Origin of the sequence: Melissospora conviva (assembly GCF_049523535.1) — a bacterium.
Lineage (GTDB): Bacteria > Actinomycetota > Actinomycetes > Mycobacteriales > Micromonosporaceae > Melissospora > Melissospora conviva.
This window is the reverse complement of record NZ_JBLLDT010000006.1, coordinates 1-14,517: the sequence shown is the minus strand read 5'-3', so window position 1 is coordinate 14,517 and position 14,517 is coordinate 1. Positions and strand designations below refer to the sequence as shown.

General features: G+C 73.1%; 14 protein-coding genes. 5 read left to right on the top strand and 9 right to left on the bottom strand.

Features of this window, described 5'->3' with window-relative positions; translation table 11 throughout:
- Window positions 1-35 precede the first annotated feature (35 nt).
- The 5 genes from ACK8GG_RS15010 to ACK8GG_RS14990 form a co-directional block, all read right to left on the bottom strand.
- Window positions 36-710, bottom strand: a complete 675-nt coding sequence (locus tag ACK8GG_RS15010; RefSeq protein ID WP_440355044.1) for a GntR family transcriptional regulator — start codon at window positions 708-710, stop codon at window positions 36-38.
- Window positions 711-763: 53 nt separating this feature from the next.
- On the bottom strand, window positions 764-1,420 hold the full coding sequence (locus tag ACK8GG_RS15005; protein WP_440355043.1) for a response regulator transcription factor: 657 nt from the start codon (window positions 1,418-1,420) through the stop codon (window positions 764-766).
- Window positions 1,384-3,294, bottom strand: a complete 1,911-nt coding sequence (locus ACK8GG_RS15000; RefSeq protein ID WP_440356610.1) for a sensor histidine kinase — start codon at window positions 3,292-3,294, stop codon at window positions 1,384-1,386. The genes ACK8GG_RS15005 and ACK8GG_RS15000 overlap by 37 nt, the downstream gene beginning before the upstream one ends.
- Before the next feature lie 134 nt (window positions 3,295-3,428).
- The gene (locus ACK8GG_RS14995) at window positions 3,429-4,328 is read right to left on the bottom strand and encodes a Gfo/Idh/MocA family protein (protein WP_440355041.1); all 900 of its coding nucleotides are present in this window, start codon (window positions 4,326-4,328) and stop codon (window positions 3,429-3,431) included.
- 37 nt (window positions 4,329-4,365) lie between these two features.
- Entirely contained in the window at window positions 4,366-5,127 is a 762-nt protein-coding gene (locus tag ACK8GG_RS14990) for a hypothetical protein (protein WP_440355040.1), read from the bottom strand.
- A gap of 138 nt (window positions 5,128-5,265) precedes the next feature.
- Between ACK8GG_RS14990 and ACK8GG_RS14985 the strand changes: the two genes are divergently transcribed.
- Both ACK8GG_RS14985 and ACK8GG_RS14980 read left to right on the top strand, forming a co-directional pair.
- Window positions 5,266-5,658, top strand: coding sequence for a hypothetical protein (locus tag ACK8GG_RS14985; protein ID WP_440351731.1), 393 nt, complete (start codon window positions 5,266-5,268; stop codon window positions 5,656-5,658).
- Entirely contained in the window at window positions 5,651-6,073 is a 423-nt protein-coding gene (locus ACK8GG_RS14980) for a hypothetical protein (RefSeq protein ID WP_440355039.1), read from the top strand. The genes ACK8GG_RS14985 and ACK8GG_RS14980 overlap by 8 nt, the downstream gene beginning before the upstream one ends.
- A gap of 75 nt (window positions 6,074-6,148) precedes the next feature.
- On the opposite strand, the gene fabG is transcribed toward ACK8GG_RS14980, so the two are convergent.
- A complete protein-coding gene (gene fabG / locus ACK8GG_RS14975; protein ID WP_440356609.1) occupies window positions 6,149-6,907 on the bottom strand; it encodes a 3-oxoacyl-ACP reductase FabG in 759 nt (252 codons plus the stop codon).
- 40 nt (window positions 6,908-6,947) lie between these two features.
- Window positions 6,948-8,630, bottom strand: coding sequence for an alpha-amylase family protein (locus tag ACK8GG_RS14970; protein WP_440355038.1), 1,683 nt, complete (start codon window positions 8,628-8,630; stop codon window positions 6,948-6,950).
- 128 nt (window positions 8,631-8,758) lie between these two features.
- Between ACK8GG_RS14970 and ACK8GG_RS14965 the strand changes: the two genes are divergently transcribed.
- From ACK8GG_RS14965 to ACK8GG_RS14955, 3 genes are all read left to right on the top strand, one after another.
- On the top strand, window positions 8,759-9,427 hold the full coding sequence (locus tag ACK8GG_RS14965; RefSeq protein ID WP_440356608.1) for a DedA family protein: 669 nt from the start codon (window positions 8,759-8,761) through the stop codon (window positions 9,425-9,427).
- A gap of 93 nt (window positions 9,428-9,520) precedes the next feature.
- Window positions 9,521-10,684 carry a carboxylate-amine ligase gene (locus ACK8GG_RS14960; RefSeq protein WP_440356607.1) on the top strand — a complete coding sequence of 388 codons (1,164 nt, stop codon included), beginning with the start codon at window positions 9,521-9,523 and terminating at the stop codon, window positions 10,682-10,684.
- 19 nt (window positions 10,685-10,703) lie between these two features.
- Complete coding sequence (locus ACK8GG_RS14955; RefSeq protein WP_502216355.1) at window positions 10,704-12,083, top strand: FAD-dependent oxidoreductase; 1,380 nt, start codon at window positions 10,704-10,706, stop codon at window positions 12,081-12,083.
- 75 nt (window positions 12,084-12,158) lie between these two features.
- Here ACK8GG_RS14955 and ACK8GG_RS14950 read toward each other — a convergent pair whose 3' ends face one another.
- Window positions 12,159-13,946, bottom strand: coding sequence for a S9 family peptidase (locus tag ACK8GG_RS14950; protein ID WP_440356605.1), 1,788 nt, complete (start codon window positions 13,944-13,946; stop codon window positions 12,159-12,161).
- Between the two features lie 100 nt (window positions 13,947-14,046).
- Window positions 14,047-14,517, bottom strand: a 471-nt coding sequence (locus ACK8GG_RS14945) for an RNA-guided endonuclease TnpB family protein (protein ID WP_440356604.1), incomplete at its 5' end; no start/stop codon positions are given.

Here is a 14,517-nt window from a genome sequence, read left to right as displayed (position 1 = left end):
CCGGGGCGCCCGTTGCGATCCCGGAGTGCCGGCTGTCAGCCGGTGGTCGCGAGGTCGTCGTCGGCGAAGGTCGTCTCGATGAGCCGGCCGAGGCTGTCCCAGTTGGCGTAGACCAGGTCGGCGGCGAGGTCGGCGTCGCCTGCGGCGCAGGCGTCGGCGATGCGCTCGTGGACGCCGATCGAGTCGCGGCCGGGCAGCGAGGCGAACCGGAGCCGCTCCAGCCGCCGGATCCGCGGCGAGAGCCGTTCGATGGTGCTGCGCAGGGTGTGGTTTCCGGTGGCGTCCAGATAGACGTCGTGCACGTCGTCGTCGGCGGCGAGCGCGGCGAGGACGTCACCGGCGTCGAGTGCGGCGGCGAAGTCGACGTTGGCGGCCCGCATCCGCTCCACGTGGGCCGGGGTCATCCGCGGCACGGCCTCCCGCACCGCGAGGGTGTGCAGGGCGCGCAGCACGACGAATGCCTCCTCGCAGTCGCGCCGGTGCAGCGGTGCGACCCGCGTGTAGGCGTTCGGTTTGGACTCGACCAGCCCTTCGTCGGCGAGCCGGGCCAGGGCCTCGCGCACGGGGGTGCGGGAGAGCCCGACGGCGGTGGCGAGGTCACCGTCGCGCAGCACCTGGCCGGGGCGCAGCTCGCCCTCGACGATCGCGGCGAGCAGCACGTCGTAGGCCTGGTCGCGGAGCAGTCGGCGCGGCACCGAGGGCAGTTGCATGTGATATATCAATTCACCCCGAGTGGGTGACTGTCAAGCACCCGGTCGCCCGCTCAGCCCGCGGAGCCGCCCTGCAGGTACGCCAGCACGGCGAGCACCCGGCGGTTGTCGTCGTCGGAGGGGGCCAGTTGCAGCTTCGCGAAGATGTTGGCGGTGTGCTTGCCGACCGCGCTCTCACTGAGAAAGAGCCGCTGCCCGATCGCCGCGTTCGACCGGCCCTCGGCCATCAGCCCCAGCACCTCGCGCTCCCGGGGCGTCAGCCGCGCCACCGGACCGGGCACCGGGCCCGGCCGCAGCAACGCCGCGATCACCTCCGGGTCCATCGCGGTGCCCCCGGCGGCGACCCGGCGCACCGCGTCGACGAACTGCGCGTCGTCCAGGACCCGGTCCTTGAGCAGATACCCGATCCCGCCGGAGCCGTCGGCGAGCAGTTCCCGGGCATAGAGCTGCTGCACGTGCTGGGAGAGGACCAGCACCGGCAGCCCCGGGATCTCGCGGCGGGCGGCGAGCGCGGCCTGCAACCCCTCGTCGGTCTGCGTCGGCGGCAGCCGGACGTCGACCACGGCGACGTCGGGGCGGTGCTCCAGCAGCGCCCGCAACAGGTCAGGACCGGTGGCGACCGCCGCGACCACGTCGAAGCCGTGATCGCCGAGGAGCCGGACCAGCCCCTCCCTCAGCAGGTAGAGATCCTCGGCGAGGACGACGCGCACGGCACCTCCAGCTCCACGATGGTCGGACCGCCGACCGGACTGTCCACGGTGACGGTCGCGTCGAATGTACCGAGCCGGCGGCGCAGCCCGTGCAGTCCGCTGCCCCGGCCCGGGTCGGCGCCGCCACGGCCGTCGTCGGCGACCCGGACCCGCAGCACTGCCCCGTCCTGCGCCAGACTGATCCGCACCCGCTGCGCCTGCGCGTGCTTGAGGACATTGCCGAGCAGCTCCTGCACGGCGAAGTAGACCGCCGACTCGACCGCCTCCTCCGGCCGCTGCGGCAGCGACACCGTCACCTCCACCGGCAGCGGCGCCTCCAGCGCCAGGGAACGCACCGCGTCGCCGAGACCGCGTTCGGCGAGCACCGGCGGGTGGATGCCGCGCACCAGGTCGCGCAGTTCCCCCAGCGCCCGGGTGGAGGCGGCCCGCGCCTCGGCCAGCAGGGCCCGCGCCGCCGCCGGGTCCTGATCCAGCAGCCGGTCGATCTGGTTCAGCGTCAGGCCGAGGGCGATCAACCGGGCCTGGGTGCCGTCGTGCAGGTCGCGCTCGATGCGGCGCAGTTCGGTGGCCTGCTCCCGGGTCGCGTCGGCGCGGGTCTCGGTGAGCCGGCGTACCCGCAGGTCGAGTTCGGCGCGGCGGGTCGGGCCGAGCAGCAGCGCCGTCCAGCGCCCGTGCCAGCGCAGCGCGGCCGGCGCGGCGGCGAGCCCCAGCACGGTCAGCGCCACGCCGACCGGGAGCGCCGCGGCCGACGAGCCGGCGAGCGCGCCGTACCAGTCGTTGCCGCCGTTGCCGGTGAAGAGGGAGACCAGCCAGGGCAGCACCAGCCCTCGGATGCCGTAGCCGACCGCAACCAGCGGTGCGAGCAGCACCACGCCGACGAACGGATCGGCGATTCCGAAAGTGATGTCCCGCCAGGTCGCCGGGTCGCGGCGTACCCAGCTGTCGCCGGCCGCGTACCGGGCCGCCCGGGGCGAACGGTAGAGATGGCGGCCGACCGGGTAGAGCCCGTCCGGCCGGAGCGGCGGCAGCTCCGGGCGGGGCCGGTACGGCTCGGCCACCGGCCGGTCCGACCAGCGTCCGGCCAGCCGCCGCCGCAGGTTCGTCAGCACCCGCAGACCCCGCACCACCGGCTGGAAGAGCGGCACCAGCCCGACCCCGAAGGAGAGCACGGTCGCCAGCAACACCAGCAGCGCCACCGGTATGCCGAGCAGGGTCAGCCCGGCGAGCGCGAGCAGCCGGAACAGCGCCACCACCCGCACACCCAGCCAGTGCCGCCAGCCGCTGCGCGCGGGCGCACGCGGCGGGCCGAGCAGACGGCGGTTCCAACGATCGTGCAGACGCAGCAGCGCCGGGGCGAGCGCCGGACCGGCCGCCAGCGCCACCAGCCCGGCCGGCACCGCCCAGGGTTGCCCGCCGGTGACCGCCAGCCACCCGCCGCCGGCGACCAGCGCCGCCGGCAACCCGGCGAGGAGCGCGGAGACCGGGGCCAGCAGCATCCAGCCCAGGTCCCGCCACGTCGCCGGGTCCCCCAGCACCCAGTCCAGGTGGCCGATCGCCCTCGGCACCCACGGCGAGCGGTAGAGGATGCGCTCACGCTCGTAACGCCCGTCCGGCCCGGGCACCGGCGGTGCGGGCCTGGGCCGGTAGGAATCCGGCACCGGCTGCGCTGCCCCGGCGCCCGCCAGGCGCCGTGCCAGTCGTGGCACCCGGCGGGCGAGCAGCAGCACCGGCGGCAAGAGCAGCACCAGCCCCAGACCGAAGCCCGGGACGAAGGCGGCGAACTGCACCGCCGCGGCGAGCCAGGCGAGCGCGGCGACCCCCGTCCACACCACCCCGCGCCCCAGGGCTCGCACATGTTCGGCCACACGCTGCATGTGACCAGTCTGGACGCCGGGCCCGCCCCGGCACAGTGCCCGCAGCCGCCCGACAGGGGTGGGGCTACCCCCACCGGTGCCGCCCGGCGTCAACGAGCGCAGCCCGGACCGCTGCCGCCTGCCGGGGTCCGCGGTCAGAGGGTGACCGTGCGGCCCTGCGCCATCGCGGTCTCGGCCGCCGCCAGGACGGCGACCACGTCGCGGCCGAAGCGCACGTCGCACTCGTGGTCGCGGCTGCCGGTGTGCACCTGCTCCAGCAGCTGGTCCAAGGCCAGGCCCAGCGCCTCGGTCGGGTCCCACCGCCCCTGCGGCACCGCGGCACGCCCCTGCTCACCGTGGAAGACCACATCGCTGAAGGTGGCCGCCGGCGGCGAGTCAAGGGTCAGCGACACCGTGCTCGCCGCGCCGCCGTCGTGGGCGAGCAGCAGGTGGGTGGTCTGCCGCGGGGCGTTCATCGCCGCCACCTGCCGGACCGGGCCGAGCACCGGCACGAGCATCGAGAGCACGTGCGGTCCGACATCCCAGAGCCCGCCGTGCGAACGCCGCCAACCGGAGCCCTCGTACGGGTTCCCCGGCTGGTAGATGGAGGCGAGCATGCTGGCCTGCGCCCCGTGCCAGCCCCCGGTGGCGGCGGTGGCGGCGAGGAAGCCCGCGATCGGAGGCAGGAAGCGCCGGGTGAAGAAGACGATCGAGGCGACGCCGGCCTCGCGGGCCGCGGCCACCACGGCGTCGGCGTCGGCGACCGTCAGCGCCAGCGGCTTGTCCAGCAGCAGGTGCCGGCCGGCGCGGGCCGCGCGGACGGCGATCTCGGCCTGGACATCCGGTGGGAGGGCCACCGCCACCGCGTCGACCGCGTCGATCAGGGCGTCGACGTCGGCGAAGGCCGGTACGTCGTGCCGTCGGGCGAGCGCCTCGGCCTTGGCCGGATCGCGTCCCCAGACACCGGCGAGCCGGGCACCCGGGTGCGTCGCCAGGGCGGCGCCGTGGGCCACGGTGGCCCAGTGGCCGGTGCCGAAGAGACCGAACCGCAGCAAGACGCCTCCCGTACAGCGGTGGAGCGGGCGTTCGACACTAACCGGCCTGCGCTCCCGGCGCAGCTGACGCGCCGACCGGCACCGTCGCCCGCAGTGCGGCCCGCCGGTACAGCGGAGCCGGCACCCAGCGCCGCCGCGGCAGGCGACTCACCGCCCGCCCGGCCAGATCTGCCTCCAGCACCGAGATCACGGCCTCGGCGACCAGGGCGCGGGCACAGATCTCGGCGATCTGGACCTCGTCGTACGCCTGCCGGACAACCGTGAATGCCGCGTCGTGGCGCCGTCGCGCCCAGCGTTGACGCATCCGGGCCGGCTCCACGGCCCGTTCCCGGCGGACCTGGGCCGTGCCCGGTTCCGCGGTACGCCGCCACACCCGCCGCAACTGCTCGATGTCCAGTTCTCCCCGGCGGTAGGCGTCCAGGGCCGCACGCTCCACGGCCCGTTCCCGGGCGCTGCGCATCGGCGCGCCCGGGCCCGGCCGGCGGCTGCCGAAAGCCGACCGCCGCGCCGCGGCGTACGCCCGGTCCGCCTCCTCCAGGGTCTGCCGTGCCTGGCGCCACTCCCACTCGGCGGCGGCGAAGCGCTGTTCGGCTTCGACCGCCTCGGCCACCGCGGCGGCGGCGCGGATCTGGAGGCGCTCGGCGTGGGCCGCGAGTTCGGCCGCCTCGGCGCGCACCCGCTTCGGGTCGACGCGGGGACGCCGCCGCCAGGGGCGGCGCAGGATCAGCGCGAGCACCGAGAGCCCCAGCACACTCCAGCCGACCTGCACGGAGACCAGCAACAGGATCACCACATCCACGCGCTGAATCTCCTCGTATCGTTGCCGGCCGGGCCGAAGCGTTGCCGGGTCAGGCCGAAGCCTAGGGACGACGGGACGTACGCGCCACCGGCGGAGGCGGCGAAATACGCGTACTACACGGCTTAGTAGGCTGGGCCGGTGACCATCGCAGCAGCAGCGAGCCCCGTGGCGGGTCTACCGGCGGCCCTGGCGATCGTGATTCCACTCCTGGTGGCGGCGTACAGCGGGTTCGCCGCGTTCCGGCAGTGGGTGCCGGATCGCGTCCAGATGATCGGCCTGGCGGTGGTGCAGGTCTCGCTCCTGGTGCTGACCGCCGTCGCGCTGATCGCGATCAGCGGCGGCGAGCGCCCCGGCGAGGCCGCCACCTTCGCCGGCTATCTGGTGACCGCCGTCTGCCTGCCCGCCCTCGCCGCGGTGCTGGCGAAGATGGAGCCGACCCGGTGGGGGTCGGCGATCGTCTGCGTCATCTGCCTGACGATTCCGGTGCTGATCGTGCGCCTGCAGCAGACCTGGGAGGTGGCCGGTGGTTGAGCCGACGCGACAGGCCGAAAGGCTGCGGACCAATCAGGGACCGGGGCGGCTGCTGATCGCCGTCTACATCCTCTTCGCCATCGCCGCGACCTGCCGGGCCGGCGTGCAGATCGCCACCAAGTTCGACGAGGCGCCGGTGGCGTACCTGCTCTCGCTGGCCGCTGCCCTGATCTACCTGGTGGCGACGGTCGGACTGGCCCGTGGCGACGCCGGAGGCCGGCGCGCGGCGCTGGCCTGCATCGGTGTCGAACTCGTCGGCGTGCTCGGCGTCGGGCTGCTCAGCGTCGTCCGCACCGAGCTCTTCCCGGACGCCACCGTCTGGTCGCACTTCGGCGAGGGGTACGGCTACATCCCGCTGCTGCTGCCGGTGCTCGGCCTGCTCTGGCTCTACCGCAGCCGCCCCGCCGAGCGGTGATCCGCACGGCCTGATCGCGCCCGGCGCCGCTGGCTGCCGGGACCGCGGTGCAGTCCCGGCAGCCCGGCGACGATGTCAGTCCTTCGGACCGCCGGCGACGTAGATGACCTGCCCGGAGACGAAGGACGCGCCCTCGCCCGCCAGGAACGAGATGGTGTGCGCGATGTCCTCCGGGCGCCCGACCCGGCGGACCGGGATCTCCGAGGCGGCATGCTTCTGCAGCTCGTCGAAGTCGATCTTCATTCGCTCGGCGGTGGCCGCCGTCATCTCGGTGACGATGAAGCCGGGTGCGACCGCGTTCGCGGTGATCCCGAACGGGCCCAGCTCGATGGCGAGGGTCTTGGTGAAGCCCTGCAGGCCCGCCTTCGCCGCCGAGTAGTTCACCTGCCCCCGGTTGCCCAGCGCCGAGGTGCTGGAGAGGTTGACGATGCGCCCCCAGCGCTGCTCGACCATGTGCTTCTGCGTCGCCTGCGTGAAGAGGAACGCCCCGCGCAGGTGCACGTTCATCACCGTGTCCCAGTCGGTCGGGCTCATCTTGAACAGCAGGTTGTCCCGGAGTACGCCCGCGTTGTTCACCAGCACCGTGGGCGCGCCCAGTTCGTCGGCCACCCGCGCGACGGCAGCGGCGACCTGATCGGCGTCGGAGACGTCGGCGCCGACGCCGATCGCCCGGCCGCCGGCGGCCTCGATCGTGGCGACCGTCTCGCCGGTGGCCGCGGCATCGATGTCGACCACCGCGACCGCCATGCCGTCGGCGGCGAGCCGGAGCGCGGTAGCGGCCCCGATTCCCCTGGCTGCTCCGGTGACGATGGCGACGCGGGCGGACTCCGACATGCTTACCTCCGACGATGATCTGCGAGCTGGTCGCAGGAGCTTAACCCAGCGCGGGCGGAGCCTGGACCGCCTCCGGTGACCAGCTGCGGCGCAGCCGGATCCATCGATAGCCGTAGCCGCCCAGCCGCAGCGCGTCGAGCTTGCCGGCCGGCTCGTAGCGACGGTCGGAGAGGACGTCGACCGGATGGTCCGCGTCGGCGAAGAGCGAACCCAGATCCACCTCGGCATCGTCGGTGGCAAGGTTGTGCAGGAAGAGCATGCTGCCGGTGGGCCCGTCGGCGCGGTGGGCGAGCACCCCGGACGGGAGCTTCACGTCGACGTGCGTGCAGCTGCCCTGGCCGATCTCCGGCGCCTCGCGGACGGTGGCCATCATCCGCTGGAACCAGGCCAGCAGCGAACCCGGATCGGCCCGCTGCGCGGTCACGTTGACCCGCTCGTAGCCGAAGTCACCGGAGTCGATCACCGGTTGGACGAGCTTGTCCGGATCGGCCGGCGAGAATCCGGCGTTGGGCTGGTGGGACCACTGCATCGGCGTACGGATCGACTGCCGCCCCGGCAACGAGAGGTCCTCGCCCATTCCGATCTCCTCGCCGTAACGCAGCACCGGGGTGCCCCGCAGCGAGAACTGCAACGCGTACGCCAACTCGATGCGGCGCCGGTCGTTGCCGAGCATCGGGGCGAGCCGGCGTCGGATGCCCCGCCCGTAGATGCGCATGCGCTCCTCGGGGCCGAAGGCGGCGAAGACCTCGTCGCGCTGCTCGGCGGTGAGCTTGGAGAGGTCGATCTCGTCGTGGTTGCGCAGGAAGGTCGCCCACTGGGATCCGCGCGGCAGGGCCGGGGTGTCCCGCAGCGCCTCGATCACCGGCTCGGGGTGCCGGCGGGCCAGGGCGAGCATCAGCCGCCCGTTGAGCATGAAGTCGAAGAGCATGTGCAGCCGGTTCGCCGAACCGCCGAGGTCGCCGAAGTAGACGGGCAGCTCGTCGGGCTCGACGTTTGCCTCGGCGAGCAGCACGGCGTCGGCGCGGCGCCACTGCACGTGCTCGCGGAGCTCGGTGAGGAACTCCAGGTCCTTGGCCGCCTCCGGCTGCCCCGGCACCGTCTGCTCGATCACGAAGGGGGCGGCGTCGATGCGGAATCCGGCCACCCCGAGCTGCAGCCAGAAGGACATGATCTTTTTGATCTCGGCCCGGACGGCGGGGTTGCCGAAGTTCAGGTCCGGCTGGAACTTGTAGAAGCGGTGGTAGTACCAGCCCTTCGCCTTCCGGTCGTAGCTCCAGGTCTCGTGCTGCTCGCCGGGGAAGACCATGCCCTGGAAGCGGTCGGCCGGCTCGGTGTCGGACCAGACGTACCAGTCCCGGTACGGCGAGCCGGGATCGGAGCGCGCCGCGACGAACCACGGATGCTCGTCGGAGGTGTGGTTCACCACCAGGTCGATGATGACGCGGATGCCGCGGCTCTCCGCCTGGTGCAGCAGGTCGGCGAAGTCGCCGAGGGTGCCGAAGCGCGGATCCACGTTGTAGTAGTCGGTGACGTCGTAGCCGTCGTCGCGCCCCGGCGACGGGTGGATCGGATGCAGCCAGAGGCAGTCCACCCCCAACCGGGCGAGATAGTCGAGCCGGCCGATGAGGCCCCGGATGTCGCCGACGCCGTCACCGTCGGAGTCGGCGAACGTGTCGATGTCGAGGCAGTAGATGACCGCCTTGGAGTACCACCTGTCGTCCATGCCCTTCTGACGTAGCCGGTTCGGTTGCCGCCCAAACCGGCCCGACGCGTACGACACGGCATGAGCGCGGCCCGCCTGGGTAGGAGGTTACGGCCGGATCATCGACACCAGTGAGGAGCGCTGCCGCCATGCCGCTTGCCGCCGACCCGACCGAGATCGGAGGGTTGACCGGCTGGATCGCCGGCGTCATCGACTCCCTGGGCGCTCCCGGTGTCGGTCTGCTCGTGGCGCTGGAGAACGCGATCCCGCCGATCCCCAGCGAGGTCGTGCTGGCCATGGCCGGCTACCTAGCCGGCCAGGGGCGCAGCAACTTCTTCGCCGTGCTGGTCGCCGCCACCCTCGGTTCGGTCTTCGGCGCGGTGGCGCTCTACTACCTCGGCGCCGGCATCGGCGAGGACCGGCTCAAGCGCTGGCTGGACCGGATCCCCCTGGTCGAGCTGGAGGACCTGGAAAAGGCCGACCGGTGGTTCGAGAGACACGCCCGCGCCACGGTCTTCTTCGGCCGGATGGTGCCTGTGGTACGCACGATCGTCTCCATCCCGGCCGGAGCGAACCGGATGCCGATGGGCGAATTCCTGCTCTTGACAACGGTCGGCAGCGGCATCTGGAACGCCCTCTTCATCGGCCTGGGCTATGCCCTCGGTGACCGCTGGGAGGACGTCGAGCGGTACAGCAGCTGGGTCGACTACTTCCTGGTCGCCGCGTTCGGCCTGGCGGCGGCGCGGTGGGTGGTCAAACGCGTCCGCAAGCGCCGCGAGTCACGATCGGCCCGCGCCGAGCGCGACCGTGCCCGGTGACCCGGCGCCGGGTTTCCCGCCCACCCGCCGGCGGGTAACGACTCCCCCGACCGCCGCGGAGCAGTCGCGGCGCGGAAACGGGTGGTGGAAGGCATGACCGACGCACTGACACACGGACAGGTCCCGACAACGCAGGAGCAGCCCTCGGCCCAGGGCGGGGCCGGGCTGCGCACCGTCGGCGTCGAGGAGGAGTTCCTGCTGGTCGACCCGCACACCGGCGTCGCCGTGCCCGCCGTCGACCTGGTGATGGAGCAGGTGCCGGCCGAGCTGCACGGGCAGGTCGACCGGGAGCTGCAGACCAGCCAGATCGAGATCGGCAGCCCGCCCGGGGTGCAGCTGTCGGCGATCCGCCACTCGCTGTCAATGCTGCGTACCGCCGTCGCCGACGCGGCCGAGCGGGCCGGCGTACGGCTGCTCGCCATCGGCACCGGCCCGGTCGAGGGCCCGGTCCCGCCGGTGGTCGACAAGCCCCGCTTCGACCGGATCATGGAGCGGCTGCGGCTGCTCGTCCCCGGCCCCGGCAACAACGGCATGCACGTGCACGTCGGGATCCCCGACCCGGAGACCGGCGTGCAGGTCCTCAACCACGTCCGGCCCTGGCTGCCGACGCTGCACGCGATGACCACCAACTCCCCCATCTCCGGCAGCGAGGACACCGGGTACGCCAGCTGGCGTTCGGTGGAGTGGGAACGGTGGCCGTCGGTGGCGCCGACACCCTGGCTGGAGTCGCACGCCCACTACGAGCGCCTCATCGACCAGCTGATCGCCAGCGGCATGATGCTCGACACCGGAATGCTCTACTGGTACGCCCGGCTGTCGGCGAACTACCCCACGGTGGAGCTGCGGATCGGCGACGTCTGCCCGAGCCTGGACGACACCATCCTGATGGCCGCGCTGACCCGCGGACTGGTGGCGACCGCGATGACCGACATCGAGGCGGGCCGGCCGGCGCTGCGGGCCGACCACCACCTGCTCGTCGGCGCCCACTGGCGGGCCGCGCACGACGGCCTCGACGGTGAGGCACTGGACCTCTTCGAGGGCGGGCTGCGGCCGGCCTGGGAGCTGGTCGACCGGCTCGTCAGCCACGTCACCCCGGCGTTGAAGCAGCACGGCGACCTGGAACTGGTACGGGAGCTGCTGGCGACGCTGCGCTCCCACGGCACCGGCGCGACCCGCCAGCGCGCCGTGTACGCCCGCACCGGCGAGCTGCGCGCCGTGGTCGACGATGTTGCCCGACAGACCCGGGGCGACGCCTGATGAATGTCAGGATGTGAGCGTGGAACGCCTGGTGGTCATCGGTGCGGACGCCGCCGGCATGTCGGCGGCGTCCCAGGCCCGGCGCCGCCGCGACCGCGCCGACCTGGAGATCGTCGCCTTCGAGCGGGGCAACTTCACCTCCTACTCGGCCTGCGGCATCCCCTACTGGATCAGCGGCGCGGTCGGCGACCGCGACGACCTCGTCGCCCGTGACCCGCAGACCTTCCGCGACTCGTACGACATCGACGTGCGGCTGCGGCACGAGGTGACCGGCATCGACCTGGACCGGCGTGAGGTGCACGGCCGCAACCTCGCCGACGGCAGCGAGTTCCGCGAACCCTTCGACTCGCTGATGTACGCCGCCGGCGCGCATCCGGCGACACCGCAGTGGGCGCGCATCCGCGCCGGCGGGGTCTTCGGCATCCAGACCCTCGACGACGGGGCGGCGTTGCGCGGGTGGCTCGAGGGCGAGCCCCGGCCACGGCGGGCGGTGGTGGTCGGCGGCGGGTACGTCGGGCTGGAGATGGCCGAGGCGCTCAAACAGCGTGGCCTGAAGGTGACCGTCGTCGAACGCGGCGACCAGCCGCTCTCCACGGTGGATCCGGACATGGCGGCGCTGGTGAGCGAGTCGATCCGCGGCCTCGGCATCGAGCTGCGCACCGGCGTGGAGGTGACCGGCCTGCGCGCCTCCGGCGGGCGGGTGTGCCAGGTCAGCACGGACGACGGCGCAATCGACGCCGACGTGGTGGTGCTCGGCCTGGGCGTACGCCCCAACGTGGCGCTCGCCGCCGAGGCCGGGTTGCCGCTGGGGCCCAGCGGCGGGATCCGGGTGGACCGGCGGATGCAGGTGCGGGGCGTACCGGGGGTCTGGGCGGCCGGTGACTGCGTGGAGACGCTGCACCGGGTCAGCGGCATGCCGGTCAACGTGCCGCTCGGCACGCACGCCAACAAGCAGGGCCGGGTGGCGGGGATCAACATCGGCGGCGGCTACGCCGGCTTTCCCGGGGTGATCGGCACCGCGGTGACGAAGGTCTGCGAGCTGGAGGTTGCCCGCACCGGGCTGCGTGAGCGCGACGCGGTGGAGGCGGGTTTCGAGTTCATCACCGAGCGGATCGAGTCGACGAACCGGGCCGGTTACTACCCGGACGCGCAGCCGATGACGGTCAAGCTGATCGCCGACCGCTTCGACGGCCGGCTGCTCGGAGCGCAGATCGTCGGGCGGGCCGAGGCGGCCAAGCGCATCGACGCGCTCGCCGTGGCGCTCTGGAACGGCATGACCGTGGACGACATGGTCTACCTGGACTTGGGCTACGCCCCGCCGTTCGCGCCGGTCTGGGACCCGGTGCTGATCGCCGCCCGCAAGGCGGCCGAGACGATCCACCGCCGCGCCCGCGGCTGATCGTTCCCACCGGCCGGTGCGGCCGACCGCTTCGGGTGGCCGCCGGGACTGACCGTCCCGGCGGCCACCCGCCGCTCAGCCGAGCACCTCCGGCAGGGCCGGGGGCGCTTCGCCGAGGACGTGCTCGGCGAGGAAGGCGAGGACCACCTCGTACCAGATTCTGGCGTGCTGCGGGCTGAGCACCCAGTGGTTCTCGTCCGGGTAGTAGAGGAAGCGGTGCGGGGTGCCGCCCTGTTCGTCGGCGGGCCGGCTCGAGCGGGAGAGCAGGTCGTACCAGAGGCGCAGGCCTTCGCCGATCGGCACCCGGTAGTCCTTGTCGCCGTGGATGACCAGCATCGGCGTGACGATCCGCTCGGCGAAGCGGTGCGGGGAGTTGTCGTGGGCCATCTCCGCGGTCATCTCCCGTTCCCAGTAGTAGGCGGCGTCGGTGGTCGTGCCGAACTGGTCCAGCGCCCAGATGCTCGCGTGGGTGACTATCGCGTCGAACCGGTCGGTCTGCCCGGCGATCCAGTTCGCCATGTAGCCACCGAAGGAACCGCCCATCGCCGCGGTCCGGGTGGCGTCGATGTCCTCGCGGGCGACGGCCGCATCGGTGATCGCCATCAGGTCGGTGTAGGGCGCACCACCCCAGGCACCCCAGCCGCGCTGGATGAAGTCCTGGCCGTAGCCGGTGGAGAGCGCGGGGTCGGGCAGCAGCACCGCGTAGCCGCGCGCCACCATCAGCCACGGATTCCACCGCCAGGACCAGGCGTTCCAGGAGCTCAGCGGTCCACCGTGGATCCAAAGCAGCAGCGGGGCCGGATTCTGCGCGCCGGCACCGGCCGGCAGCGCCAGCCAGGAACGCACCCGCTGCCCGTCGGCGGCGGTCGCCTCGACCTCGGTGAGGGTGCCGGGGAGCGCGGGCTGCGGCGCCGGGCCGCGCAGTGGGGTCGCCGGCACCGGCGTGCCCGAGGAGGCCGCGGCGGCAACGTCGATCCGCACCGGGTGCGGCGGGGCGGCGTACGAGGTGCGCAGCGCGTAGAGGGTGTCGCCGTCGGGGCTGAGCTGAAGGTCGGAGAAGGCGGCGTCGTCGGAGGTGATCCGGGTGACCTCGTCGGTGGCCAGGTCGATCCGGAAGACCGGGGCCCGGCCGTCGTCATCGGCGATGACACAGAGCGCCGCCCCGTCCCGCGTCCAGAGCGGGCTGCGCGGCCAGCGGTCCCAGTCCGCGGCGACCTGCCGCCGCTGCCCTGTCGCCAACTCGGCCACCCAGAGTTCGAACCGCGGCGCCCGCTGGGGCGTGGAGAGGGTCTCGCGCAGGTACGCCACCCGCCGGCCGTCGGGCGAGATCACCGGAGCGGAGAGGTCCGCCTGCGGATCGTCCACCAGCACCCGCCGCTCGCCGCCGGCGACGTCGATGGCGACAAGCGTGTCGTGGACCCCGCCACGCCCGGCCGGCACCCGCCAGGTCGCGACCACCGTACGACCGTCGGGCGCGATGTCGGCGGATTGCTCCGTGAGCGTGGCGGGGGCGTCGGGGGTGAGGTCGTGCAGGTCGAGGCGGGGCTCGGCCCGGCCGGCGACGGGTTCGCCCAGGTCGGTGTCGAGCCGGGCGGTGAACAGGTGCGGCGCGGCCGGGCCGAGGTCGCGGTCCCAGTAGCGGATCGGGTAGGTGGCGTGCAGGATCGCGGTGACCTTCTTCTCCTTGCGCTCCTTGCGGCGGCGCTCGTCGTCGGCGGCGTCGGTGGCACGGGGCAGCACGTCCGAGGCGAGCAGTACCACGGGCGCGTCCGCCGCGGTCCGCAGGCCGCCGAGCCCGGCCGTCCGGGTGGCGACCAGCCGCGCCTCCGCACCGTCGGCGGGGAGCAGCCAGAGCGAGGCCACCGGCTCCTCGTCGCCGTCGGCCTGTTCGGGATCGGGGCGCGCCGCGAGAAAGAGCAGGTCGCCAGAGGGGGTGAACGCGGTGGCGGACTCCCGTTACCTTTCAGTGCGCTTTAATGAGCACACGTGAGGCAGTCCCGCCTTGCGATGGGACGGTCCCGGTCTGACCCGCCGCAGCGGTGCCGGGTAGACGCTTCACAGCCACCTGCCCGCGGATGCGGGTCTTACGGTCGGCTCCACGTCCTGCCACCGGGCCACTCCCGGCGGTGGTGATCTCGGCCGCGAGGGCGGCGAGGTTGCGTGCGGCGTTGAGGTCCCGGTCCAGGGTCAGGCCGCACGTCTGGCATTCGTATTCGCGCTCGGACAGGGCGAGTTTGGTTTTCACCGCGCCGCATCCTGAGCAGGTCTTCGAGGACGGATACCAGCGGCCGGCGGTAAGCAGCCGGCCGCCGTTCCAGGAGGTCTTGTAGGCCAACTGCCGGCGGATCTCGGCGAAACCGGCGTCGGCGATGTGCCGGGCCAGCCGCCGATTCGCCAGCATCCCGGTCACGTTGAGGTCTTCCACCACGATCGT

Bases quoted from the DNA above. Each gene is read 5' to 3' on its own strand.
- ACK8GG_RS14965 (WP_440356608.1), top strand. From the start codon at position 8,759: ATGCCGCTTGCCGCCGACCCGACCGAGATCGGAGGGTTGACCGGCTGG.
- ACK8GG_RS15000 (WP_440356610.1), bottom strand. From the start codon at position 3,294: ATGCAGCGTGTGGCCGAACATGTGCGAGCCCTGGGGCGCGGGGTGGTG.
- fabG (WP_440356609.1), bottom strand. From the start codon at position 6,907: ATGTCGGAGTCCGCCCGCGTCGCCATCGTCACCGGAGCAGCCAGGGGA.
- ACK8GG_RS14970 (WP_440355038.1), bottom strand. From the start codon at position 8,630: ATGGACGACAGGTGGTACTCCAAGGCGGTCATCTACTGCCTCGACATC.
- ACK8GG_RS15010 (WP_440355044.1), bottom strand. From the start codon at position 710: ATGCAACTGCCCTCGGTGCCGCGCCGACTGCTCCGCGACCAGGCCTAC.
- ACK8GG_RS14960 (WP_440356607.1), top strand. From the start codon at position 9,521: ATGACCGACGCACTGACACACGGACAGGTCCCGACAACGCAGGAGCAG.